20 protein-coding genes are annotated in these 23,127 nt (G+C 50.9%); 18 read left to right on the top strand and 2 right to left on the bottom strand.

Going from position 1 to position 23,127, the window contains the following annotated elements; all coding sequences use genetic code 11:
- Nucleotides 1-32 precede the first annotated feature (32 nt).
- The 11 genes from ELY33_RS12300 to ELY33_RS17885 all read left to right on the top strand — a co-directional run bounded on the left by ELY33_RS12300 (nt 33) and on the right by ELY33_RS17885 (nt 10,828).
- The gene (locus ELY33_RS12300; protein WP_126948208.1) at nt 33-1,112 is read left to right on the top strand and encodes a hypothetical protein; all 1,080 of its coding nucleotides are present in this window, start codon (nt 33-35) and stop codon (nt 1,110-1,112) included.
- Nucleotides 1,112-1,786, top strand: a complete 675-nt coding sequence (locus ELY33_RS12295; RefSeq protein ID WP_126948207.1) for a hypothetical protein — start codon at nt 1,112-1,114, stop codon at nt 1,784-1,786. Before ELY33_RS12300 ends, ELY33_RS12295 begins: the two co-directional genes overlap by 1 nt.
- On the top strand, nt 1,783-2,754 hold the full coding sequence (locus tag ELY33_RS12290; protein ID WP_126948206.1) for a hypothetical protein: 972 nt from the start codon (nt 1,783-1,785) through the stop codon (nt 2,752-2,754). The genes ELY33_RS12295 and ELY33_RS12290 overlap by 4 nt, the downstream gene beginning before the upstream one ends.
- A gap of 119 nt (nt 2,755-2,873) precedes the next feature.
- The gene (locus ELY33_RS12285) at nt 2,874-3,467 is read left to right on the top strand and encodes a type I-E CRISPR-associated protein Cas6/Cse3/CasE (RefSeq protein ID WP_126948205.1); all 594 of its coding nucleotides are present in this window, start codon (nt 2,874-2,876) and stop codon (nt 3,465-3,467) included.
- A gap of 204 nt (nt 3,468-3,671) precedes the next feature.
- Nucleotides 3,672-5,690 (top strand): helicase C-terminal domain-containing protein, encoded by a 2,019-nt coding sequence (locus ELY33_RS12280; RefSeq protein WP_126948204.1) that lies wholly within the window; start codon nt 3,672-3,674, stop codon nt 5,688-5,690.
- A gap of 186 nt (nt 5,691-5,876) precedes the next feature.
- Nucleotides 5,877-6,989: a FliC/FljB family flagellin gene (locus ELY33_RS12275; protein ID WP_126948203.1), complete on the top strand. Its 1,113-nt coding sequence runs from the start codon at nt 5,877-5,879 to the stop codon at nt 6,987-6,989.
- Between the two features lie 141 nt (nt 6,990-7,130).
- On the top strand, nt 7,131-8,045 hold the full coding sequence (locus tag ELY33_RS12270) for a hypothetical protein (protein WP_126948202.1): 915 nt from the start codon (nt 7,131-7,133) through the stop codon (nt 8,043-8,045).
- Nucleotides 8,046-8,055: 10 nt separating this feature from the next.
- The gene (locus ELY33_RS12265; RefSeq protein WP_126948201.1) at nt 8,056-9,243 is read left to right on the top strand and encodes a tetratricopeptide repeat protein; all 1,188 of its coding nucleotides are present in this window, start codon (nt 8,056-8,058) and stop codon (nt 9,241-9,243) included.
- Entirely contained in the window at nt 9,240-9,668 is a 429-nt protein-coding gene (locus ELY33_RS12260; RefSeq protein ID WP_126948200.1) for an FAD synthase family protein, read from the top strand. The genes ELY33_RS12265 and ELY33_RS12260 overlap by 4 nt, the downstream gene beginning before the upstream one ends.
- A complete protein-coding gene (locus ELY33_RS12255) occupies nt 9,665-10,102 on the top strand; it encodes an HIT family protein (RefSeq protein ID WP_126948199.1) in 438 nt (145 codons plus the stop codon). The genes ELY33_RS12260 and ELY33_RS12255 overlap by 4 nt, the downstream gene beginning before the upstream one ends.
- A gap of 258 nt (nt 10,103-10,360) precedes the next feature.
- Complete coding sequence (locus ELY33_RS17885; protein WP_167470082.1) at nt 10,361-10,828, top strand: hypothetical protein; 468 nt, start codon at nt 10,361-10,363, stop codon at nt 10,826-10,828.
- Here ELY33_RS17885 and nadS read toward each other — a convergent pair.
- Nucleotides 10,721-11,074 (bottom strand): NadS family protein, encoded by a 354-nt coding sequence (gene nadS / locus ELY33_RS18385; RefSeq protein ID WP_126948197.1) that lies wholly within the window; start codon nt 11,072-11,074, stop codon nt 10,721-10,723. The two genes, ELY33_RS17885 and nadS, sit on opposite strands and share 108 nt — an antisense overlap.
- Complete coding sequence (locus ELY33_RS12240) at nt 11,071-11,250, bottom strand: type II toxin-antitoxin system RelE/ParE family toxin (RefSeq protein ID WP_208644238.1); 180 nt, start codon at nt 11,248-11,250, stop codon at nt 11,071-11,073. Before ELY33_RS12240 ends, nadS begins: the two co-directional genes overlap by 4 nt.
- A gap of 334 nt (nt 11,251-11,584) precedes the next feature.
- Between ELY33_RS12240 and ELY33_RS12235 the strand changes: the two genes are divergently transcribed.
- The 7 genes from ELY33_RS12235 (at nt 11,585) to dctP (ending at nt 23,086) form a co-directional block, all read left to right on the top strand.
- Complete coding sequence (locus tag ELY33_RS12235; protein ID WP_126948195.1) at nt 11,585-12,001, top strand: DUF6088 family protein; 417 nt, start codon at nt 11,585-11,587, stop codon at nt 11,999-12,001.
- Complete coding sequence (locus ELY33_RS12230) at nt 11,998-12,351, top strand: nucleotidyl transferase AbiEii/AbiGii toxin family protein (RefSeq protein WP_126948194.1); 354 nt, start codon at nt 11,998-12,000, stop codon at nt 12,349-12,351. Before ELY33_RS12235 ends, ELY33_RS12230 begins: the two co-directional genes overlap by 4 nt.
- Before the next feature lie 708 nt (nt 12,352-13,059).
- On the top strand, nt 13,060-19,497 hold the full coding sequence (locus ELY33_RS12225) for a calcium-binding protein (RefSeq protein ID WP_126948193.1): 6,438 nt from the start codon (nt 13,060-13,062) through the stop codon (nt 19,495-19,497).
- 189 nt (nt 19,498-19,686) lie between these two features.
- Entirely contained in the window at nt 19,687-20,454 is a 768-nt protein-coding gene (locus tag ELY33_RS12220; RefSeq protein WP_126948192.1) for a helix-turn-helix transcriptional regulator, read from the top strand.
- 130 nt (nt 20,455-20,584) lie between these two features.
- On the top strand, nt 20,585-20,941 hold the full coding sequence (locus ELY33_RS12215) for a RidA family protein (protein WP_126948191.1): 357 nt from the start codon (nt 20,585-20,587) through the stop codon (nt 20,939-20,941).
- A 1-nt stretch (nt 20,942) separates the two neighbouring features.
- Nucleotides 20,943-21,878, top strand: a complete 936-nt coding sequence (lhpI, locus tag ELY33_RS12210) for a bifunctional Delta(1)-pyrroline-2-carboxylate/Delta(1)-piperideine-2-carboxylate reductase (protein ID WP_126948190.1) — start codon at nt 20,943-20,945, stop codon at nt 21,876-21,878.
- Nucleotides 21,879-22,012: 134 nt separating this feature from the next.
- Entirely contained in the window at nt 22,013-23,086 is a 1,074-nt protein-coding gene (dctP, locus tag ELY33_RS12205; protein WP_126948189.1) for a TRAP transporter substrate-binding protein DctP, read from the top strand.
- Nucleotides 23,087-23,127 lie beyond the last annotated feature (41 nt).

Below are 23,127 nucleotides of genomic sequence, written 5' to 3'. Positions count from 1 at the left end.
GGTTTCGCTGATGACAGGAACGCCCAGTTACTATGAACACCACCCCGCTTGCCTATCAGCTCTCCGGCCATATCACTGCCGAAGCACCCATCACTGTGAGCTACTTCGGGATGGATGAACGGCTGCCCCGTACTCCGCACGGCCAGGTGTTTCTTAACGGTGGCACGCTACGGGGGCCGTTACGCAAAGCGGGCCTGAATATGCTGATTCGCGAGCTGGCGAAGGCGCACGATAAACCTGAAGACCGTGTTTTCGACCGTGCGCAGATGTATATGTTGGGCGAAGGTATTGATGTTTCCCGCCAGGTGAATAACGAAGCTACCGGCACCAGTCATGACCCCCGTGCGGAAGGTTTTCTACGCCAGGCAAACCCTTTTATGAGCCTGTTTGGCCGTTGGAAGTTGGCCGGTTATCTTGAGGTAGGGCCGCTGCTAACCAGCGTAGATAACCTGATGACTGCAGGCCAAGGGGCTCGCCATGATCAGTTCGAGCACGACCCACGGCTGGTCACTTACCTGAGTGAAGATGAGCAAACGGCGCTAATGAGCGAAATGCGTAGCGCACGGGAAAGCATGGTAGAAATCGAAGCCATCAGGGTGAAAATTCGCGAGATTAGAGTCGCGTCTCGCCAAACTGATGACCGCGAGGCTAAGCAGGCATTTGCAAAACAAGTCCGTGAACTGGAAGCACAGGAAAAAGAGGTTCGTAAACAGCGTGAAGGTTCAGACGAATCTATAAAGCATCCGCTAACAGGCTACGAAGCGATTGCGCCGGGTAGTGAACTGCAGAGCCGACTGCGGCTTATCGAAGGGTCGCCAGAAATTCTTGGACTGCTGCTGCACTGCCTAGCGGAGTTCTCACACCGTCCACGTCTTGGCGGGCACTTGGCCAACGGTTTTGGGGCCATTAGCGCCGAGTGGGAAGTCTTGCAGCGTGCCCCAGGGGAGCGCCGTGCGTTGCCCATTGGTACGGTAAAACTCGACGATATTGGCATTCAGCTTGAAGGCGATGTCCTCGAAGCAGCATGGCAATCATTTATAACGGCGCTACCCCATTACGACTTTACCTTGTTTAACCGCCAAGAAGCCCGCAAGCGTTGGAAGCAGGGCTAATGGTAGAAGAACACCCTGCGTATCAAGGCATCGATCCTCACCAGGCACATGCCTTTAAATTGTTGCTTCAATTGCACACGCCATTGGTATTGCCAAGGATAGTGCCGCGATTAGATACGCTATTACAGGAAGCCGCTAGCCGCCGAGCGCTGGATTGGTCAGTCGCGCACCCGCTGCCGCTGGTATTTGATCAGCAACAGGGCGCGTTTCGTGCATCACAAATGATCTTTGGTGTTACGCCACGGTTTGGTCTGGAAGCCCACGGAGTTGGCTTAGTGTCCCACCTTTATAAGTTGCCGTTGCTAGCAGCGCGTAATGTCCGCGCGCCCTTACGTATTGATGGCGGTGACTGGGCACCAAAGCTAACGCAACACAAAGGGCGGTTATGCCCCTACCTGATATTTTATGCGGAAGGGGACGCGCAGGCGTGCCTGGATCTACTGGGTGAAATCCCCCATATCGGCATTGGCTATAGCCGTGGCCAAGGGGCTGTTACGGCAACAACGTTTGAGCCAGATACGCAACGCCGCTGGTGTCAGCGTAGTTGGCGCGACCAAGCGATGCACGCGGGCATGCCTTATACACCGCAGGCTGATTACTTGCGCCTGACCCCTAAAGGAAAAGATGAGCCTGTCTATCGGCCACCACGAATACTGCGTGAGGTGCTTGCGTGAAAGAAGAGGCACCACTGCACAGCAGCTTTAACCCGCGCCACCGTGCCTATCAACTGCTTTACCATGCCACGCATCCTTTAAGGCGCAGCGCTTTTATTAGCACACTAACGCCTAATACTCCCAGTTGTGCCTGCTGCGACCGGCGCTGGGCAGACGTAGAAGCACCTTTTCAAGCTATTGAGTATCGTTATGGTAAAAACGGCGAAACAGAGTACGTTTGCCTCTCTTGTTATACTCCGCGCATTGCCAGCCAAGAGATGTTGGGACTAGAGCGCTTGAACGTCACGGGCAATACGCGCACGCCGATTTATGGCAAGCTCGGTATGCTGGTGGGGTCGGGTGGCATCATTACGCCAAAAGCAGAGCTATACCTCACGTTGCCCCCCAAGCTGTTTGAAAAATATCGCCAAGGTGAATGGGGGCAGCAAAGCCGGTTAAGCACCGAAAAACCGCTCACGAGGCTATTGGCGCTGCTAGCACAAGGCGAGCTTGACCCAATCAGCGAAGGATTTGTTTATATTGAGAATTGGGGGCGAAAGGTCGATGGTTTAATGCGCCACTTAACGCCCACCACCTCGCTGCATGAGCTTTGGTGTAACAGCGAAAGCGGTGTTAGCGCATTGGATTTACACGCCATGATCATGACTGCCAAGCAGCTAAGTGAGCAGGGCCTAACCGTTCAAGCAGACCGTATCACCTTTTGGAAGCCAATTTTAGACGCGGCCCAAGGCCAACGGGATGACAAAGCCTTCGCCGAATGGCTGGAAAAGGTGCCCAAGCCGGAATCACTGCTGCAAACGCTACCGGCAGACCCTTTTGATCGCCTAAAACTGCCTGCGGTATTAGGTGCGATCATGCCCCATTTGCAAGCCTTGTTACCTTACTGCCGTCCCTTAGCGGTTGAAACGAACCCCGCGCCTCAGCGCGATGCTACGCCGGATACCCAACGCCAGGGCACGTTGTTCTAACCAAGGGTTTCTTAATCAGCGGTTTACTAACTCTAAGTAGTGCTTTCTACTTTTGAGACGTACCGTAAGAAGTCGTGTAAGAAGAACCATTAGAAGCCTCCTTAAAGAGTAATGAAGAAATGCAGGTGCATTACTACGAAGCCACGGCGCTGTGCCACCCAGGCCATGCGCCTGATCAGACAGTCACGCTGGAAAACTACCATCGCACCGCATGGCAGCTGTTTTCTGGTGGTGCACACACGCCAGCCCGTCAACGGCCCTTTATTTTTCGTTTCGATTGGCTAACGCAAGAGCGCCATCTTTTTAGCGTGCGTTCAGCCCATGAATTTCCACACGCGACTAAGCGGGGGTTAGCGCTTTGCCAGGGAGACACGTTGCGATTGGAGTGGTGCTGGGTACCCACGATAGCCACACGGTTATCGCCTAGCGGTGAAAAGCTCTCCCGCAGCCAGCATATTCCCGCGCCGCGCGAGCGCTGGGAAAATGTGGTCACACAGCGCATGCTCCACCAAGGGTTTAACATTAAGGCAGATACGCTCTCTTTCAGCCCACTGGGGAGTTGGCAGCACAAGCCGCACCACCCCTCTCATCAATCGGTAGTGCTGGTTAACGCTGAAGTAACGGTGATTGATGAAGCGCATGCTGCCAATGCTTGGTTGCAGGGTGTTTCACGCCTACGCGCCTACGGCATGGGAATGCTTTGCCAACGTTAGTAAGACGCATACTTTATGGTTATTATGGTGGCGTTTCGCCTTAGCGGAAGTGTTTGCAACGAATTGCAGACTTCGATGGAACGTTTGAACCTCTCGCCTTTGCGGGAATCCTTTTGCTTAAACTGTCTTTGCGAAATCATCTTCGCTAAAACAGTGCCCCAGCCCGCTGGGGCATTCGCTCTTCCCACCTAGATACTATGGCCTATGCACCCGGTTATTCACTACTTAAGCGAGGTACTCCCTCAGCGGCCCGGCTTTCAACGCAGCCCGGTGCAAATTGCCTACGCTGAAGCGTTGATTGACGGGTTATTACAACAAGGCAAACTGCATTTTGTGGAAGGTGATGCGGGGATCGGCAAGTCGCTAGCCTACCAATTGGTATTGGCCGACTGGGTTGCCAAAGGCAAACTCATGGGCGGTAAGCAGGCTGCCCGCCGTGCGTTAATTTCGACCCACTCCCGCATACTGCAACGTCAACTGCTGCAGCCGGATAACCTCGCCATCGTGAGTGACTATTTGCGCCATGCCCAACTGCCGCTACTCAGCTTTGCTTTACGTATGGGGCGTGAAAACTACCTAAGCCCTGAACGCTTAGCGCTAACGTTGGGCGTACCCAGCCTAGAAAAAGCCTCTACCGCTGACCACTTGAGCACTACGCAGCGTCGCCTGGCAGGCTGGGCACTTGAGAGTGATGGCTGCCTGCTCGACCTTGACCCCGCTTGGTTGCCTGAAGACTGCCTATTAGCGGATATAGCGCTGCGCGCCAACGACCCAATCCCAGAAGCCCTGGAAGCACAGCAACGGGTTGCCCAGCAGAGTGATGTATTAGTCATTAACCACGCGCTGCTAGCGGTAGACCTCGTTACCCAAGGGCAAATTACCCAGGCGCAGTCACCCTATGTGCTGCTATTGGATGAAGCCGAACACTATCCAGCCATTGCTGAACAGCTACTTAGCAATCGCGTATCACTGCAGTCAGCCACGCACCTGCTTCAACAGTTAAAACAACATCGCGTGGCCAAGCAGTGGCAAACGTTGTTGGAAAATATGACCGACCGCCAGCGCGCTGGCAGTGCTCACAGCTTAACGCCCTACCAACGTGAAGCACTGCAAAGCAGCATCACTGGGCTACTGGCGTTGCGCCTACGTGAAAGCAGCCACGAACTCTCCCGTTGGCGCGAGTGGCAGCACCTACGCCAAAACGCAGAAAAAATGGCCGCTCGGCTGCGTGAGGAAAGCCGTTACTTAGCGATTGATTACTCCCCCGTTCGCGGGTTACCGGGTGTGGTGGCCCACGCGCCCAGCGCGGCATCAAGCCTAAAAGCAGGTGCCAGCGAGCGGGTCACGTTTTTAACCTCTGCAACGCTTTCTGATTTAAACCATGAACCCGGTGAAACGCCTAACTTTCGCTATATGCGCAGTCAGCTACAGCTGCCGATAACGCATAAACGCAGTGGCCTACAGCGGAGCTTTCAAGCACAGCGCTTTGGCACCTTGCGCTTCCGTCTACCCCGCCAATTACCGCACCCCCTAATGCAGCAAGCAAACGGCGATTATCGGCTTGCTAGCGACTTTTGCCAGCAAGCGCTGCCTTATTTGTTGGATTGCCCAGGCCGTACCCTGGTGCTATGCGCAAGCTACTCGGATGTTGCCGCATTGGAAGCGGCTTGGCCGTTTGAACACGCGCACCGGCTCGTGGCGCATCATCCTGGTACGGGGCTGAGTGATGTAGTGGCACGGCTAGCCAAAGATGCCATTTTGCTAACGCCCGCTGGGTGGGAAGGGCTTTCACCGCAACGCGAAGCCAACCAGGCGTATTGGCAGCACTTGGTGATTGTGCGTAACCCGCGCCCAATACTCAGCCAAGTAGAGCAACATTTAATAGAGCAATCACTACAACGTCGTAATGTCGGCGCGGTAGAAGCCGCCCAGATAGCCAAAGGCATGCTGCAGCGTAAAAACACGGTACGTACGCTGCACAAACTACGCCAAGGGTTAGGTAGAGCTCTTCGCCACCCAGATGACGACGTATTAGTGACCCTATTAGAGCCGCGTATTCCACGCCCTTCCGGCTATCCGGCGCTGGCAGGTGTTTACCCAAGGCGCACGCTGTTGGGCGCTATTCCAGCGCGTTTTATGCTGGCTTACCAAAATGCGCTGGAACCCGGCGGAAAGCCAGCAAGCACTACGGCAACAACAACGCCTTTAACCGCGCTTTTGTAATGCACTCAAAACAGCGGCCCTCCCATCACCAGAATGAAAAAGCTGCTATTTCAGTTACCAACTTTTACATTTTTTTTTACCACTTGCCCTAAAGCTTTCCCTAGCTGAGCCGTTAACTAATATAACGGCACAAACAGTGGCCGAAAGCAGGCCTCAGGGCCAGTGTCCAAAGCAAGGAGAATCACCATGTCAGTGATCAATACCAACATCACATCAATGATTGGCCAGTCTAACCTGAACAAGAGCCAAAGCGATCTTCAGACCAGCATGGAAAGACTTTCTTCTGGCCTTCGCATCAACAGCGCTAAAGATGACGCCGCTGGTCAGGCCATTGCCAACCGCATGAGCGCCCAGATCACTGGTCTGTCCCAAGCTCAGCGTAACGCCAATGATGGTATTTCTGTCGCGCAAACCGCTGAAGGCGCCCTTAATCAGGTCAACGACAACCTTCAGCGTGTGCGTGAACTGACTGTCCAAGCACAAAACGGTACCAACTCATCCGATGACTTGACATCTATTCAGGATGAAATCAATCAGCGTCTTTCGGAAATTGACCGTATCTCAGGTGAGACCAACTTTAACGGTGTTAAAGTTCTTTCTGAAGAACAGGAAGTTAAAATCCAGGTTGGTGCAAACGATGGGGAAACTATTTCAGTCAACCTGAAAGAAATTAACGCAGATACATTATTTACTAATACTACTGACTTTAATGTCAATGGGTATGTTGGGACGGCTCCGACTGCAGCCTCCGCCGGGGACTTAAATATTTCATCAAGTGCTGATTTTGCGGGAAGTACGCAGACATTCAGTGCTACGGTTGCTGATATTACGTTGCCAAGCGGTTTCTCAAGTGGTGCTCTAACTTCTGACAGTGAAGGTAATCTCTTTGTCTCCGCAACAGATGATGCTACTTCAGCAACTGTTTACTTTACGGCCTCTACTTCTATTACTCGAAATGACGATGGAAAAATTGCAGCAGATGGAATCAAGGTAAATGTTGGTTCGCAAGTGGCGGGTCAACGTTCTGAAGATCCACTCGCAAATATTGATGCTGCACTAAATACAGTAGATAGCTTACGTTCAGACCTTGGTGCTGTGCAAAACCGCTTCGAGTCTGCGATCACCAACTTGAACACCAATGAAACTAACCTCTCCGCCGCACGTTCGCGCATTGAAGATGCCGACTATGCAGTGGAAGTAGCCAACATGACACGCTCACAGATTCTGCAGCAGGCTGGTACTTCAGTACTGGCTCAGGCTAATCAGATTCCACAGAATGTGCTGTCTCTGCTGGGCTAATCTGACTGCCAAGATAGAGCTTATGCTTGATCACTGAGCAGCATAATGAACCGGCTCCCATGTGGGCCGGTTTTTTATTGGGCAATGTGGAGTGGGCTGGCATACTGCTTGCCATGTTCCACGGTAAGAGAGTGATTTTATATGAGCCAAGTGCTAACAAACGCTGAAGATAAAGAAGCCCAGGAGGTAGAAGGTTTTCAGTGGGATATGCGTGGTCGTATAGTGATAATGGATAACGGCTGTAACTTAGTCGGCCGGAAATTATTCACTACCTATATGGGATGGAATAGCTTTGCCGTGATTGCTTTTGACCCCGGTAATGTCTATGTAGAAGATGAATCCTTAAAAGGGTTAGATGAATTTCAGTTGTTTCCACAAGCAACCTTGGGTAGCGGCCAAGCAGGTACGCTATACCACTGCTTGGATGCCAATTACAGCACTACACTGCTACCCATGGAGAACGCCTGGCAAAAACAAAAGAGTACCCGCCAAGTAATTGCCAAGACCCCAGTAAGTTCTGTGGCGCTTGATCACATTGAAGGTTTACCCAATATTGAATGGCTGCTGCTGGATGATCGGCACGACAATGTTGCTATTTTAGAGCATGGCAACCGAGCGTTAGCTAACACGTTGCTGGTGCAAGTACGTATCCCCTTCCGCCCTACTCATCACGGTCAAGGGGATATTGCTCAAATTAGCCACTGGATGGCACGCCATGGCTTCCGTTTTTACTGCTTTCAAAACTCCGCATTTCATTCGCATTTGCCCACGGAGCGCACCCTGGAAAAAGTTCAGGCAACTGAACTATTAAGTGCAGATGCCCTGTTTGTGCCGACGGACGAGCGGCTAGCTGCCATGGACGTAAATCAGCTTACCAAGCTCGCATTTATTTTACATAGTGTGTATAAATTTTATGATTTATGTTATGAGATATTTACTTATATAGACGCTAAAAAATCAGAAAGCTATTTAGTAGCACAAGGCTATGTGTGGCCCGTAGATGAAAGCCATGAATTTAAGATGACATGCGATTACAGTCCAGATATTTGGGGGTGAAAGAAAGATAATGGTTAAAAGGCGAAAAGCATCTTCGATTACTTATGGAAAAAATGATTTCTCTTTATTACTTTCTAAGGCAAATAATGCAATTTCAAATGGGGAAATAGATAAGTCAAGTGAGATTGTTAATAAGGCTAAGAGAGCCGCGAAAGGTCCACATCCTATGCTTTCTATCTTAGTATCTAAGATAAAAATAAAGCAGGGTGATCTTGAATCTAGTATTAAAGAGCTAGAGGAAGCACTGGAGAAGTGGCCTGATAATGTAGAACTCATTGTAGAGATGGGGCAGCTGCATGCAAAATATGGCAGTGGAAGAAAATCTTTTCAGTTGCTGGCTAAAGCAATAGATAAAGATCCTGATAATTATAAGGTGCTAGTTGCGTTTGCAAACGCCTGTCAGCGAAATAAGCAACTCCATGAAGCTATAAAAAACTATAGAAAATGTCTTTTTGAACTATCGAAAAAAAATATTTCTAAGAATATTGATGGTAATAAAAGAAAAGAGGGTTTTAATAAGCCGGAAACTGAAGTTCTGCTATGGAATACCCTTGCGCAACTTGCAGAAGCAGGAGTTCATGCATTTCCATCTCATGGTACTCTGTTGGGTATTGTCCGAGAAGGTGGTCTTTTAGACCACGACAAAGACTTGGATATTGGAATACCTTTTTCAGAAGCGGAAAAGGCTGCTAGAGTATTGAAAGAAAATGGCTGGATACAACATAGGAATAATTTTGGCCTGATTAATCCTATTTCCTTTGTGCATAAAGAAAATAAGGTCTCGCTAGATTTGTGCGGGTTTGTAGTTGAGAAAACCACAGGAAAGACTCTTTATGGCTTCTGGATGCCTAGTATCCCTAAAAATTGGAATAGGATATTGGAACTGTCTGCTGTTGATCTGCAGAGGAAGGAGAGCAATGGTTACAGTTACTGGTTTCCTAAAAAACCAGCAGATTTTCTTAAATCACTTTATGGTAACTGGGAAACGCCGGATCCTGATTATGATGCGTTGATTGATTCAAATGGGTTGCGTGATTTTTCTCTTCTGACTGAATGCTATGCTTATAGCAGTATTGTTTCTGCGCTTGATAAAAATGATTTTGAGAAAGCAAAAAAGAAATTTAAAGTTCTTTTGAAGCATTATCCGAATGATGACCTTGCACAGCTGTGGCTGCAAAAGCTGGAGAAAGTAGCATGACAACAGTTTACACTTGTGGAACGTTTGATATGTTTCACGTTGGGCATTTGAATATGCTGAAAGCAGCTAAGGGGCTGGGAGATAAGCTTATCGTAGGTGTATCTACAGATGAGGTTGTAGAGGAGTATAAGCCAGGCTCATTGGTAGTGCCTTATGAGCAAAGACTCCAAATAGTTTCATCTATAAAATATGTGGATGTTTGTGTGGCGCAGACTGATCGTAACAAATATAAGGCATGGGAGCGGCTTAGATATGATGTGCTTGTTGTCGGAGATGATTGGTTTGGAAAGCCTGACTTTAATGAATATCAAGAAAAATTAGATAGGCAGGGTGTGAAGGTGGTTTATTTGCCTTATACGCCTAGTGTTTCATCGTCTATGATTCGAAATGTGTTAGAAAAGCGAGGGAGGGGGAAGTTGCTATGAAGGAGATTGATAAATTTAACAAAAAATTTATAACGCAAGCGCTTGGACTATTTGCAGTGGGGAGTTGGAAGGTATCTGTTCGTCCTGTGCAATTGACGCCAGGTTCAATGGTTCTATCATTGCAGCGTGAAGTATTTTCTCTTGGTGACCTGGTTAAACAAGAAGCTATTGATATGTCCATTGCAATAAAAGAGATCGAGAGAATTCTGTCGATAGTATACTCTCCGGATAAAATAAATTATCTTGCATTGATGATGATTGATCCAATAGTACACTTTCATGTCATACCTCGTTATTCTAAATCAGTGGATATTAGTAGTGTCAGTTATCATGATTCATTTTGGCCAAAGCCAGTGGATCTATTAAAACAGAATCAGAGTATGCCCTCTCCTGAAACTGTTGCTAACGACCTACGCAATTACATATCAAGTTAAAGATGACGAGCATGAATGTGACTGTGCTTGTTAAGTGTTATTCAAAATTAATCGCGTGCTCAGCTCGTAGTTGGCCGCCAAGGTAGTGCTTATCACACAATTAGAAGGGAATCGGCGGTGGATTCAACACAATTGGTACTCATGATCGCAATTTTGTCGATCTGGTTTAGCATTACCTGTGGTTTGGTGGTTTTATATTTGCTGTTGAACGGAGGAGTACAGAGATTAAGGTTCCGTTCTACTAAGCGTGCTAAACCTTTGCCCGTAACCCCATCCATTCCTGCAACACCAGACGATGCCCCTGTGCTAGTAGATGAAAATGCCGGTGCATGGGGGCTATTTGTAATGTTTGATGAGCCGACAATGGCAAGCAACGAGCGCCTAAGCATTGCGCTTTCTTCGTCCGGCGCGGTGTATGAAAGCAGCAGTAAATCTTTCACCCTCGTGGGAGACTCGCCCCGCAACCCCATCTATATCGCTAACGCCTACCCACCTGCCACACTGCCTTCCTTCAACCAAGATAACGGCCAATTTCCTGTAAAGGGCGTGACGGTGAAAATGATCAAGAAGTCGCGCAGTGCTACACCTAACAAACTTCAGCTGGTGCGTTTAGTGAAGCTAGCGAAAGAGCTCGCGCGGATTGGCGGCAAAGTAGTGGATGCTAGCAACCAGCCAGTTACCCCCATTGGCTTTCAGTCGGTAATCGACGGCAAAGCGAAGGTGTAAATAGGGAAAGTCGTTAGCTTTCGCGCTAAGGCCAGTAGGGTTGCGACGTTTGGTTTCCCAGCTTTTGATGGTATCCACACTGGTTCCCATGGCACTAGCAAATTCCGCCTGAGAGACATGTAGCTTGTCGCGAATGGCTCTTACATCAGCCACTTCGTGCCGTGTGATGCGGCTAGCCTCAGCTTTGCCCTGTTTAATCTCAACGGCTTCCTGCAGCGATGTTTGGAGTTTGTCAAAAAAGCTCATTCAGAAACCTCCGCCTTCAGTTGGTGGGTCAGTGTTTTCGGTGCGGCCTTTTCAGCGGGCGTTAAGCTGTCCTTCATGCTCTTGGGGTAGGCCAGTATCCGGTAGATTTTTTCTGCCGTTGCCAAAAAGTAGATAACTCTGGCACCGCCGCTCGTGCCTTGGTTACCCAACGCCATGCGGATTTTCTCAGGCTCCCTATCAGCATATTGGTGACCTACGAGTATTGTAAAACTGAGAGAATGTTCAGCTTAATCGAACACGTGGCTTGCTACGCGGCGCGAGAGGTCTGCGACGTGGATAGTTACATTCCGAGTTTGCTTTTGGTCGGCTTACCAGTAGGAAGTGTCTTCAGAGTTTTTGCGGCGCTTTATTTTTTTATTTTTATCTTAAATTTTTGATTTTTATAAATTAGTAATAACAATTTTGAATTTTTGGTGTCGTGTTTTTGTATTTTTAAGCTTGAAGGTATAGAGTAAAATTCTGTCATAATCCAGCTGCTGGAGGTGTTACATGACTACTCAAACGCTTGAGTCACGCATTCGTGACAAAATTCGCAAAAGTCGGCGAATGGTTTTTCTACGTGATGATTTCGCTGCTCTGGGCGGTTATGACCAAGTTGGCCGTGTGCTTCATCAACTAGAAGCGCAGGGACGATTAGTACGTATTGGAAAGGGCTTATACGCCAAAGCGCGCCAAAACCGTATTACGGGTAAACCCATGATTGCAGCGCCTGGTGGCTTTGACCAGGCTGCCAAAGAGGCATTGAACCGCCTAGGAGTGCAGTGGGAGCCAGCCAGTGCAGAAAAGGCTTATCAGGCGGGCCGTACACAAGTTCCGGCGCGAGTGGTAGTCAAAGTAAAAGGCCCATTTAATCGGCAGATTGCTTATGGCAACTATCGCTTAGGTATCGAGCGAGCTTCTGCATGAACATTGATCCGGGAATGTTTCCCGATGTGGCGGATGCACTGGGTGTCGACAGCCCCGCGATTGTGGAAAAAGATGTCTATGCTGTTCAGTTGTTATGTCTGCTTTCAAAGCTGCGTTCTGAGACGTTTGAGCTGGTATTCGCAGGGGGAACCAGCCTAGCCAAAGCCCACCACAAGCTTTTCCGTATGTCCGAGGATATTGATATCAAGCTAGTGATCCATCAGGATCGCTACGAGCGTTTTATTGGGCCGTTGGTCTATCATGATGAGCCTGCTACCTGGGGTGAAGCCTTACAGACTGTGGTCAAATTGGCCCAACAGCTGCTGCCAGACGGTAGTGCTGAGAGCTAACGTCTACTTTTCTAAATACCTACCGTGTGTAATTTACTTATTACGTTGCACCTAAAATAATTTTCTCAGTCGTTTTGTGCAGCTTAATATGACGTCCTCGTGTCGGGGGTATGCCAGGCAGTTCTTATGTTGAAAAAGCCCTCGATAGAGAGTTACCGCCTACACAGCTATCAATCGTCGACTGAAGACTTCAATGCCATTTGGTCGCATTTTGGTCGCAGATTGGGTGTGACCAATGTGCTGAGTGCAAATATAGTAAATCGGTAAACTGCTGATTTTTATATAAAGCCTTGTGCAAGCGCAGCCTTAAAAGTGTAGCTGTGCGGATTCAAAATCCGCCGCCTTTACGGGTGTGCCAGTTCGAGTCTGGCCACCGGCACCAAATTCAAGGGCTTAGCGATTTATCGCTAGGCCTTTTTTTGTGGCTGATTTTTACAATCGCTCTTCATTTCGCCGTGCTTTTCGGCTGACTCCCATGCTTGTACGCTACCGCGTTTCGGTAGTAACGACGCGTCTAATGCTCTGTTACCGCACTATAACCAGCCTTTTTCAGGGTTTGGCTAATACTTCTTTGTGGAATACTTACGCTTATTTTTCTAATGCGCCTGATAAGCACGGTGTGTGCAGGCGTGTGGGCGATGAACGCCAACCAGATATAAAAACGATTAGGCGCCAAGCGCCTGCGAACTTTCAGCGGAGAAGTGCCCAATGGCGATATCATCAGCCGATATTCTTAAGTCGACCCAGCCCGGTGTAATGAACGGTCACTTGCTCAATGGTGTCAGGGTGGGTCCAGTTGACTCCCAGGGCGACTGGCAAGCGTTCGCGGATGCCCAAGATGGTGTGGCACGCATAGAAATACCGGCTGATCCCCAGGCACGTCTTGCTTTCGTTCGCCGTTGGATGGCAAAAAATCAAAAGGTATTAAAGCGCGGTGGAATGGCGGCAACGCTGGTGTTACCGCTGATGGCTCAGCAGGCGATGGCAGATGACATGGTCGCTGTTAATGACCTACAGGGCGTTGATGAGGTCATTCGCCAGCCAAATGGCAGCCTGACGCTGGTGATGGATAACGGCCAGCGTATTTATCTGGCGGGAGCGGATGTTGCGCTTGAAGGCGGGCGCGTGGTGGTTGATATCACGGCGCTGATGGAAAAATTAGATGCCGACAGCGGCCTGCTTGTCCCGTTAAGCCAGTTGCCTAATGTGCAGACCTGGGAGCTGCTGCCCGATGGCAATGTGATGATTACCCGCGCTGATGGCTCGCTGTTACTGGTAGAGCGGGGCGCTGTTGTTCAACAGGGCGATCTGTTGATGATCAGTCCGAGCAGTGCGTTGCAGCAAGGCGTGGCAGAAAGCACTGACTTTGCCACGCTGCTGTTTGTGCCTAGCGCGTCATTTTCACCCAGCGCTAACGGCAGCTTCAGCGAAACCTCGACAGGTGGAGCAAACGCCAGCAGTGCCCCGGTTAGCTCTTTTGGCGATATTCCGCCTTGGCTTTATATCGGCGGCGGGGCGCTGGCGATAGGGGCAGCCGCCGCCGGTGGCGGTGGGGGAGGCGGTGGTTCTACGCCACCATCTGTGCCGTCAACGATTAGCGGCTATGTGATTGATGGCTATATTGCTGGCGCAACCGTTACCCGTGCCGTTAATGCCAACCAAGTGGAAACCGACAACAGCGGTTTTTTCACTGGTCTGCAGGGCAGCGGTATCTTGACGGCTACGGGTGGTGTGGATATTGCCACGGGGCTGCCCTTCAATGGGATATTGCGCGCGCCAGAGAGTGCCACGGTGATCACCCCGCTGACCACCATGATGGTTCAGCTATCGGCGCAGTTTAATGTCAATGATGCTAACGCCCAGAGCATTGTTAAAACAGCGTTAGGGCTGGATGAGCGACTTAATTTACTGACCACCGACCCCTTGGCGGAAGCGTCTTCTAGCGTTGAGTTGCTTGTCGCGGGTGTCAAAGTGGCAGGCCTGTTGGCGATGGCCGACAACGCAGGCATTAGCAACAGCGACGCCTTGTCGCTTCTGGCTAACGCGCTCAACCAAGCTAATGAAGCGGGGCGTGAGCTGACCAATCAGCAAATGGCCGATGCGCTAGGGCTGCCATCTATTGCAGGCCAGGTGAAGGAGGCACTGGACGCTATTGATAAAGCGGGCGCAGATGTCAGCCTTGATGCCTATCGAGACGGCGACAGCAACCCGCTCCGCGATGCCCAGCAGGCGGCCCAAAACCCTAATAGTGATCTTTCTAATACGATCGATGTTCGCGCCGATCTGCCTTATCTCACGTTGCAAACGGCGGTTAATCTTGCCCAAAACGGAGACCTGCCCTCTCAATATTTAATCAACCCAGGCCAGGCTTTCCCTGCAGGCACGTTAGGGTTGACGGTCGCTGCCGACCGTTTAGCGCTGGTAGAGAAAATCTTGGCGGGTGATTACGATGTCGGAACAGCGCCTATCGAATTGTCCGACATTTATACATGGTCGATTCGCGCCAGCGTCGAAGATGTGTTGGTGACTGGCGGCTTGGAGCGCCCCGCTGTTTTAGGGGCTGAACAGGTCACTTTGACAGATGAGACGATTCGGCCGGATCAGTTTGCAGACCTGAATACGCTGGATAACTTTGTACTTGGCAGCACCGTGGTGCCTTACACGCTTGAAGAAGCGCTGAAAACGGCAGAGATGCCTGCCAACTACACGTTAGATCCTGCGGTGCCGCTGAATAAAAATGCCTTAAGCCTACGTGAAGCCGCAGAACTTATTGACGAAACACGACTGCTAACGGATCGCGCACTGAATACTGGCGATGATGGCCTAACACGTGAAATGTTGTTGAATTGGACCATTTTCGATAGCTTTGACAACGTGATGAGTGCTTCCAGCGCTGACCCGCAGCTTAATGAAGCCCGCCGTGTTGGCGTCACAGAAGCAGTGATTACCCCTGCGCAATTTAAGCAGCTCGACGCAATAGACAATTTCGAGCTAGGCGCTACAGAAGTCGGCTACACGCTTGCGCAAGCCCTTGATGCAGCGCCGCTGGCCAGCAACTACCTTATTGATCTCGATGTTCCGCTTAATGTAGGCACCGTGACCGTCGCACGAGCAGCGTCAGACTTTGCCGATGTATCGCGTGTATTGGAAGGTGCCAACAATCAACCACCGCTGACGCTATTTCAGTGGGCCATCAGTGACAGTGCCAGTGCCATTATTGCGGATATCAACGATGGTCATGTCACGGGTGCTAACACCATCACGATTAGTGATGGTGCGATAACCGTTGGTGAGTTCGACCAGTTGAATACGCTGAAAAACTTCCAGTTAGGCGATACGGTTGTAGGCTACACCTTAACGCAAGCAATCAGTGCTGATATGCTTGCCGATAACTACGAGATTGCCCAGCAACCGCCCTTTAATCCGCCCAGTGTTAGCGTGTTGGATGCAGAAGAAAAACTTTCAAACGTAGAGAACATTCTGGCTAACGCGGTTAATTCAGAATCGCTCAATGCCGATCAGCTCTTCAACTGGAAAGTGCTTGATAGCGCTGATGCCATTCTTGGTGTGGGTGACGTTGCCCATTTACTGCGTGCCAATGCCGTTAACGTCAGCGATGGCGCGATTACTTTGGCGCAGTTTGAAGCCTTAATATCGCTTCAGAGCAACTACGTACGCACCGGCGAAACCGTTGAGTACACGCTTTCAAGCGCCATTACCGCTGATAATAATGAGTCGCTGCTCAGTAACTACGCAATCAATCCAGAGGCTATTCGTGAGGCTGGCGAACTCTCCGTGGCAGACGCACGGGATCAATATGCGCAGATCGATACGTTAGTAGAAAACGCTGAAAACAGCGAAGCACTGCGCGAAAACTTGCCATTTAGCTGGGAGGTGATCGATAACGCCAACACCATCATTGGCGATATTGCTGAAGACCACGTGACGCTGGCGGATCAGGTGCGTGTTGCTAATGCAGGGATTAATCAAGCCCAGTATGAACGTTTGGCGATGTTAGAGAACTTTGAGCTGGCCGACACCGTTGTTCGCTATATCTTAGAAGGTGCGGTTGGTACAGACATTGAGCTGGCGAGCAATTATCAACTTGCGCCAGATGTTTATAACCCTGGCGAGCGCAGCGTTGCTGAAGCAAACGTAGAACTCGCCCGTGTAGAAAATATTATCAGCGGTGCCAATAACGCCGGTGGGCTAGACGTTGACGCGCTGTATAGTTGGGTGATTAACGATACCGCTGAAGCGGTTTTAGCCGCTGCACAAGGCGCACCGCATATCGCCCGCGCCGATGAGGTTCGTGTCACTGATCAAACGATTACGATTGACGATTACACGGCGTTGTTAGCGATTGAAAGCGATAATGATGGCTATCAGCGGGGTGACGAGCAGGTGGAGTACACGCTAGCGCAGGCATTTACTGGGGGGGTAGTAGAGAATTACATCATCAGTGCTGGCGCGCTGTTTGCGCCGCAACCCCTGACCGTTCAATTTGCTATTGATGACCTAGCCGATGCGCGCCAGCTGCTAGATAACGCTGAAAACGCGCCTAGCCTTAACAATGTTTATACCTGGAGCGTGCTTGATAGCTACACCACTATCCAGGCGCAGTTACGGGCTAATCTTCCAGACGGGTTGCAGCTTGCGGATACCGTTCAAGTCACTAACCCCACCTTAACCGCTGCGCATTATGAGCGTTTAGATGAGGCGCTAAATAATTTCAGTTTAGGTGAGACGACCGCTGTCTCCTATGCCGATATTAGCGATGCGTTGCGTGCCGAAGAAGCCGATCTGCTCGCGCCAGAAGGACGTTTTAGCCTGCTTGATGACACAACCGCCCTGGTGGACACCTTAACGGTCGCAGAATCTGCCGAGACCTTGGCAAACATCCGCACAGTGCTGGAAGCGGCTAATGGCCTCGAAAATAATAATGAAACAGTTCAACGATTATTTGACTGGACGGTAAACGACACGGCCGACAACGTTATTCGAGCGATCAATCAGGGCCATGTAACGCTGGCTAGCAATGTCGTGATTACGGATGACCAAATCAGCTATACGCAATATCAGTCGCTGATGACCCTTGGCAACTATCAGTACACCGATGATCCTATTGAGGTGTTGTACTCCCTTGAGGAAGCATTCGAAGTCATTGACGCAGAGGGTGTCGAAAGTCTCAATAAAGACCCAAGTGATAACAGCGTGGGTTATCGCATTGCCGATGAAGAGTTATCTGTTGGTACTTTCACTGCTGCCGACGTTAAACCGCTGGTAGATAAAGCGCTCTCCGCGCTGGCCAATGCCAATGCGCCCACGCCAGCGGTAAACGCATTGCTGAAGTGGACGATTGTTGATACGTCAGCAGTCTTGCTAGAGGCCCAGGCTGACAATCAATTTCCGCTGCATATTACCGGCGCGCAGCAGGTATCGGTGAATAACGATATTCTAACACTTGCCGATTTAAATGATTTATTAGATCTAGATAATTTTGAGCTTGGCGATACGCCGGTGCGGTTTATCTTAACCGCCAAACTAACACTCAATCAGATTGAAAGTATTGCCAATAGCTATGAAATTATCCCAAACAGTGGCGGGCTGCCAAACTTCGCATTTGCCACAGTTGCCGATGCACAAGCCCGATACCAGTCGGTTCAAGCAATTGTCGACGGCGCGCTAAACAGCCGCAGTGTCAGTGTAGAAACACTTCAGACCTGGAGCATCACTAATGCTCAGGCGACTAACCTGTTGGTGGCAAGTGAAGAAGCGTGGGTAACAGGCGCAACTAGCATCAGCTTGGAGTTGGGAGCCGGTGAACTGCTGACCGCCGAGCAGTACGTGGCGTTTGTTGCGCTAGGCAACGTGACGTTGGATAGCGTCGACGTGGGCTACGCACTGCAAGAAGCAGTTGCCGTCATCAATGCTGGAGAGGTACTGCCTGCCAGTACCGAGGAGCGTCCAGGTAGCTATCAAATTTTGGCTGATCAACCTTTCGATGCTTCCTCGTTAACCGTCGCGGAAGGTGAGCAGCTGCTGGCTACCGTCGCCTCTATACTGGCAGACGCCAACAATGCCGCTGAGCTGGACCGCGACGCGCTGTTGAATTGGATGGTAGAAGATGACGCTCAACAGCTTATCGACGCTATCGATAGTGACGTGCTCTTAGCGGCGAGCAGTGTGCGCGTTAATACGGATGAAATCGGCTCTCAAGATTTTGAAGCGCTTAGTGAACTAGCTAACTTTGACCAAACAGGGCTAACGGTGTCTTACCCCCTGGCCGAGTTGGTGCAGCGTTTTATCAGTGGAGGAAGCCTTCCTGCAAACTACGCGCTGGAAACCGATCAAGCGGCATTCTTTGATGCGGGATTGTTGGATGTTCACGCGGCTGAGGAGCTGTTCGACACCGCCAGCATGCTGCTAGAGGGCGCGGTCAATAGCGATGTGCCGCTCTCTTCGCTCACTTCGTGGGTAGTCCAGGATACCTACCACAATATTTACACCCTTAATGTGGCGGGTAATGGGGATGTGCCTGCTGAGTTTCTGGTCGATGATGCGGCAAGTATTGTGATTATCGATGACCCGCTGGAAGAAGACGCCGAACAGGAGCTAGATATTGCCTTCAAATTTAATGGTAATGGCTACGAGCATCAGCCGGGTGCTGAAGCGGGTGGCAGCGTTGCCCAACTAGCCCAGACCTTCACGGTGGATGGTCAGCCTGGTGGCGAGGTGATGAGCATCATTGACTTCCGTGTCGGCGATGTGCCAGGCGCCGACGAGTTACGCGTTGACCTGACCGCCGAGGAGTTCGCAGCACTGCGCGGCGAGGGCAGTGGGCTTGTGATCAGCGAGGAGGCACAGGCGCTAGACGATAATGAGGCCTTCGCTGTGTTCACGACCGCTGAATTTGAAAGTGGCGCTGATTGGCTCGGTCAGCTTGGCCTGGAAGCCGGTGACGTGGTGTATTTGCTAGCAGGAGATGGCAATACAAAAGACATTGCCGATGACGCGCTGCTGCAGCGTGTCGAAGCACTCTCAAACAGCGGGTTTGAGACTGATACGCTAGCCTCATTCGAGTCGATCAATCTTGGCGACTTTGACAACGTTAACTGGAATACCAATTACAACACACTTGTTTAGCGGTAATGTGAAGGCGGTACTGACCAGCCTGCCGCTTTTCACAAGTGAACTTAGCTATTTGTTAATTGGGCATTTATTAAATTGTTTTAAGTAAAAAGAAAGCGTTAGCCAAGCGTTGGCGCTTTCTCGCTTTTCTATGGTCAGCCGTTTTATAGTGCAATCGTCAACGTAGAACCAAGCGGTACGTCCATGGACCAGTTTGAGCTTCATAACCGTAATTTAGCCCCAGAACAGGTGTCCCATTCACACGATTTTCACCAGTTAATTCTGGCGACATGTGGTGTGACGGAGCTTGCTATGGAAGGGCAGAGCGAACGCGTTACGGCTCGCCGTGGCTGCTTGATTCCGTCGTCTAGGCACCATGAGTACCAAGGCGATGGCAGCAACCGTACACTCGTGCTGGATATTCCTGTCAAGCACTTGGCTGTGTTGGAAAAAGGCAGTGAAATCGAACGACTGTTCGACAAGCCGCGTTTTTTTACCGTGCCTCCAGCGCTTAATCAGCTTACCCACGCCCTAACGCATCAATTGGAGCAGTGTCCCGCGCTGCAAAATGAAATTGCCGTGCTGCTGCTTCGGGCGTTGTATATGTACCTGCAAGATGAGCCCAAGCACATTGTTGATCAGATTGGCGCTCGCTGTATCAGTGAACGGCTTGATCTAGAAAGGTTGGATGCTTGGCTAGATCAGCACTTAGCAGATGATATTCGGGTTGAGCAACTAGCCGCATTATGCGCGCTAAGCCCTGGGCATTTTCATGCCTGCTTTCGAGAGCTAACCGGTGTGACACCCTTAGCGTATGTTCAGCGCAGGCGGCTTGAACACGCCCGCACATTGGTTCGGCACAGCGCGCTAAGCCTGGGCCATATCGCTATGCTGGTCGGCTTCCGCGACCAAGGTAGCTTTTCACGTGCGTATCGGCGCTACTTTGAGATTGCCCCCTCCTCAGACCGCTAACCGGGTCAGCCATCATCCTCACTCGATAAGTTTTAACACTTACGGGCAAATTTACCTGAGTTTCGGGCAAGCATGCCGCTCATCATCGTCGTAGTCTCAAGAGGAACCCCACCTTTCTTGGAGAGACACCATGAGCGTTACCTATCAAGACAGCAATGTCCGCATGAGCCAAGTAGCGATTCACAACGGCACCGTTTTTCTCGCTGGCCAAGTGCCAACGGATGCAACGGCCGATATGCGTGGTCAGACGGAGCAAGTGCTCGCCCGCATTGATCAACTGTTAGCTCAGGCAGGCACCTCTAAAGAGCAACTTGTTTCTGCACAGATTTGGGTCACCAGCATGGCTGAGTTTGATCAAATGAATGCTGCTTGGGACGCCTGGGTGGTGCCTGGCCGTCCGCCGGTACGCGCAGCGGTTGAAGCCAAGCTTGCTAAGCCGGAATGGAAAGTAGAAATCATGGTCGTTGCTGCGCTGCCGGAGGCTTGATATGCGGGTTGTGTCTGCGGCGGAAGTGGAACGCTATCTTTCCTGGAAAGGGTTGATCAAGCGGCTACATACCACCTTTGTGAACGGCGTTGAGTCTCCGCCCCGCCATCATCATGCAATGCATCGCCCTGACGGTGAAGCCACCATGCTGCTAATGCCTGCCTGGGAGCCAGCAGGCTATATTGGCGTCAAAATGGTCAATGTGTTTCCCCAAAATGCCCAGCACAATATTCCAGCTATTTCAGGGCTTTATTTGCTGAGTGAAGGTCAGCACGGCCAGCCGCTGGCCTGCATTGATGGCAGCGAGCTAACGCGCCGCCGCACTGCAGCTGCTTCTGCCTTGGCGGCACAAGCATTGGCCAACGAGACCGCTGAAACGTTACTGGTTGTGGGTACTGGCAAGCTGGCCCCTATGGTCATTGAAGCGCATGCCAGCATTCGGCCAATCAAGCGTGTGCTGGTATGGGGCAGAAACCCTGAGAAAGCCTCTGCTATTGCCGAGGCCTATGCCGATCGTTTTGACACCGAGGTTGTAAGCGATCTACAGGATGCTGTTGTGCAGGCTGATATCGTCAGCTGCGTCACGCTCTCCACGACATCGTTAATTAAAGGCGAGTGGTTAACACCAGGCACGCATGTTGACCTTATCGGCGCGTTTCGCCCGCAGATGCGTGAAACCGATGCCGAGTGTCTGCGTCGAGCTGACGTGTTTGTAGACACTTATGCAGGGGCTAAGGGCGAAGCAGGCGATATTCTTCAAGCAATCGACGAAGGCGCGTTTCGTTTTGAGGATATCAAGGCAGAGCTTGCCGAGGTGCTGGCGGGAACTAAGCCAGGTCGGCGCTCTGAAGAGGCCATCACGCTGTTTAAATCAGTCGGTGCATCGCTGGAAGACTTAGCGGCGGCCATTGAAGTATGGGAAGCCATTAACGAGTAACCAGCAGGGAGCAGTAACTTGTAGAGCGCAGTAACGTTCGCCATCGACGGCGACAACAATAATGAAACGATGACATCGTGAGTGGAAACGCCAGTCATAACGCAAACCAGCTAATAACCAAAACGAGGTAAGTTATGAAAACTAAGCACACTTTTTTAATGGCCGCTATGGCCGCGCTGCCACTGGCTATTGCCAGTGCCACCGCCCAGGCGCAGTCCTATGAAATGGTTATCGCTACCCAGCTACCAGAGGATATGAAAAATAACGAAATCTATCCTGCCCTGGTGCATTTCAAGAACCTTGTGGAAGCGCGCACCGATGGAGACCTTGAAGTCTCTATCTTTGGCGGTGGGCAGCTAGGTTCAGAAGTAGAAAACGGCTCAGAAGTGCAGGGTGGCCGTACGCTTCAGTCGACCATTATGTCAGCGGGTGCGATGTCGTCGTTCTATGGCGACTATCAAGCAGTAACAGCGCCATTTTTGTTTACCAGTTGGCGCCAAGCGTGGAGCTTCTTTGACAGCGAATGGTTTGCTGGCTTTATGTCGGGCACCGTTGAAGACGCCAATATGCGCTACTTGGGTACGTTCGATGATGGCGGCGGCTTTGTGGCCTTCACCAACAACGTGCGCTTAATTGAGACCATGGAAGATCTAGAAGGGCTCAATATTCGTACCGAGGAGAACCCCGCTCACGTCGCTATTATGCGCTCACTAGGTGCCTCTGCCACGCCCTTGCCTTGGGGTGAGCTGATTACTGCCCTTGAAACGGGGCTAGCGGATGGCCAGTTTAACGCGCCCGTACTGAATACTACGTTCAATTTTGATGCGGTGACGGACTACACCACTATGACCGGGCATGTGTATAACAGCGCTCCCTGGGTGGTCAGTGAGTCCTGGTATCAATCGCTGCCGGAAGAGCATCAGCAGGCGTTAATCAGCTCTGCCCGAGAAGCGATCCAGCTAAGCCACGGTATGTCTGGCGCGCTTGCCACTGCCAGCTGGGTTGAGTCCTGCGAACGCTTTGAGGCGTGCTACCTGATGCCAGACGCCGAGCGGGAACGCATGGCCGAAGTTGCCCGTCCTGCATGGAAAGAGTGGATTGTTGATGACTTCGGTATGGATGAAGCCCGTGTGCAGGGGCTGCTTGACGAAGTTGAGCAGGTAGGCCAGCAACTGGCAGATGACGATATGCGCATTTACGGCCAGTAAGACTTAGCGACGGACAAACGCTGGGGTAGCAATGTTGCCCC

It is taken from the genome of Vreelandella andesensis (assembly GCF_003989795.1).
In the GTDB taxonomy this organism is placed as follows: domain Bacteria; phylum Pseudomonadota; class Gammaproteobacteria; order Pseudomonadales; family Halomonadaceae; genus Vreelandella; species Vreelandella andesensis.
This window is presented reverse-complemented; position numbering and strand designations above follow the sequence as displayed.

Excerpts from the sequence above, each read along its gene's own strand:
- ELY33_RS12300 (WP_126948208.1), top strand. The coding sequence starts at position 33 with ATGAACACCACCCCGCTTGCCTATCAGCTCTCCGGCCATATCACTGCC.
- ELY33_RS12295 (WP_126948207.1), top strand. The coding sequence starts at position 1,112 with ATGGTAGAAGAACACCCTGCGTATCAAGGCATCGATCCTCACCAGGCA.
- ELY33_RS12285 (WP_126948205.1), top strand. The coding sequence starts at position 2,874 with ATGCAGGTGCATTACTACGAAGCCACGGCGCTGTGCCACCCAGGCCAT.
- ELY33_RS12280 (WP_126948204.1), top strand. The coding sequence starts at position 3,672 with ATGCACCCGGTTATTCACTACTTAAGCGAGGTACTCCCTCAGCGGCCC.
- ELY33_RS12275 (WP_126948203.1), top strand. The coding sequence starts at position 5,877 with ATGTCAGTGATCAATACCAACATCACATCAATGATTGGCCAGTCTAAC.
- ELY33_RS12270 (WP_126948202.1), top strand. The coding sequence starts at position 7,131 with ATGAGCCAAGTGCTAACAAACGCTGAAGATAAAGAAGCCCAGGAGGTA.
- ELY33_RS12265 (WP_126948201.1), top strand. The coding sequence starts at position 8,056 with ATGGTTAAAAGGCGAAAAGCATCTTCGATTACTTATGGAAAAAATGAT.
- ELY33_RS12260 (WP_126948200.1), top strand. The coding sequence starts at position 9,240 with ATGACAACAGTTTACACTTGTGGAACGTTTGATATGTTTCACGTTGGG.
- ELY33_RS12255 (WP_126948199.1), top strand. The coding sequence starts at position 9,665 with ATGAAGGAGATTGATAAATTTAACAAAAAATTTATAACGCAAGCGCTT.
- nadS (WP_126948197.1), bottom strand. The coding sequence starts at position 11,074 with ATGAGCTTTTTTGACAAACTCCAAACATCGCTGCAGGAAGCCGTTGAG.
- ELY33_RS12240 (WP_208644238.1), bottom strand. The coding sequence starts at position 11,250 with ATGGCGTTGGGTAACCAAGGCACGAGCGGCGGTGCCAGAGTTATCTAC.
- ELY33_RS12235 (WP_126948195.1), top strand. The coding sequence starts at position 11,585 with ATGACTACTCAAACGCTTGAGTCACGCATTCGTGACAAAATTCGCAAA.
- ELY33_RS12230 (WP_126948194.1), top strand. The coding sequence starts at position 11,998 with ATGAACATTGATCCGGGAATGTTTCCCGATGTGGCGGATGCACTGGGT.
- ELY33_RS12225 (WP_126948193.1), top strand. The coding sequence starts at position 13,060 with ATGGCGATATCATCAGCCGATATTCTTAAGTCGACCCAGCCCGGTGTA.
- ELY33_RS12220 (WP_126948192.1), top strand. The coding sequence starts at position 19,687 with ATGGACCAGTTTGAGCTTCATAACCGTAATTTAGCCCCAGAACAGGTG.
- ELY33_RS12215 (WP_126948191.1), top strand. The coding sequence starts at position 20,585 with ATGAGCGTTACCTATCAAGACAGCAATGTCCGCATGAGCCAAGTAGCG.
- lhpI (WP_126948190.1), top strand. The coding sequence starts at position 20,943 with ATGCGGGTTGTGTCTGCGGCGGAAGTGGAACGCTATCTTTCCTGGAAA.
- dctP (WP_126948189.1), top strand. The coding sequence starts at position 22,013 with ATGAAAACTAAGCACACTTTTTTAATGGCCGCTATGGCCGCGCTGCCA.